The sequence below is a fragment of the Thermus sp. genome (assembly GCF_056332225.1).
The window spans coordinates 1-639 of the sequence record NZ_JBWGQW010000206.1 but is presented as its reverse complement, the minus strand read 5'-3'; the positions used below and the strand labels follow the sequence as shown (position 1 = coordinate 639).

General features: G+C 72.6%; 1 protein-coding gene. It reads right to left on the bottom strand.

The annotated features are described in order from the left end of the window. Positions 1-639 (bottom strand): sensor histidine kinase (locus AC01Y6_RS10935; protein ID WP_476671559.1); only part of this gene is annotated, 639 nt, incomplete at both ends.

The window sequence follows — 639 nt, the reverse complement described above, 5'->3', positions numbered from 1 at the left end:
GGGAGGAAGCGTAGGCCCTTTCCCTGAACGGGGCCTGAAGAGGAGGCGGGCCCGGAAGGGGGGGCCGGGGAGGAGGAGGAGGGTGGCCTCGAGGGCCTCGGCCACCTGGCGCACCACCCGGAGGCCCAGGCCTTCCTCCGCCCGGGGCGAGGGGCCGGGCCCCTGGTCCTCCACCTCCAGGTACACCCCTTCCCCCTCCCGGCCCACCCGGAGCCGGACCGCCCCCTGCCCGTGGAGGAGGGCGTTCTGCACCAGGTTGTTCAGCGCCCTCTCCAAAAGCCTGGGGTCGGCCACCACCTTTTGGGGCTCCCCTTCCAGGGTAAGCTCCCTGCCCCGGGCCACCGCCAGGGGTTGGAAGCGGTCAAAGGCTTCGGAGAGGAGGGCGTAGAGGTCCACCTCCGCCAGGCGCACGTCCTGGGCCCCGGCCCGGGAAAGGGCGAGGAGGTTCTCGGCCAGGGCCTCGAGGCGCTCCGCCTGCACCTTGAGCCGCTTCAGGGCCTCCCGGTCCACCCTTTCTTGGGCGAGAAGGCCCTCCAGCCCCACGCGGAAGGCGGCCACCGGGGTCTTGAGCTCGTGGCTCGCCAGGGCCAAAAAGGCCTGCTCCCGGGCCCGTTCTTCCTTGAGGACGGCGAGGAGGCG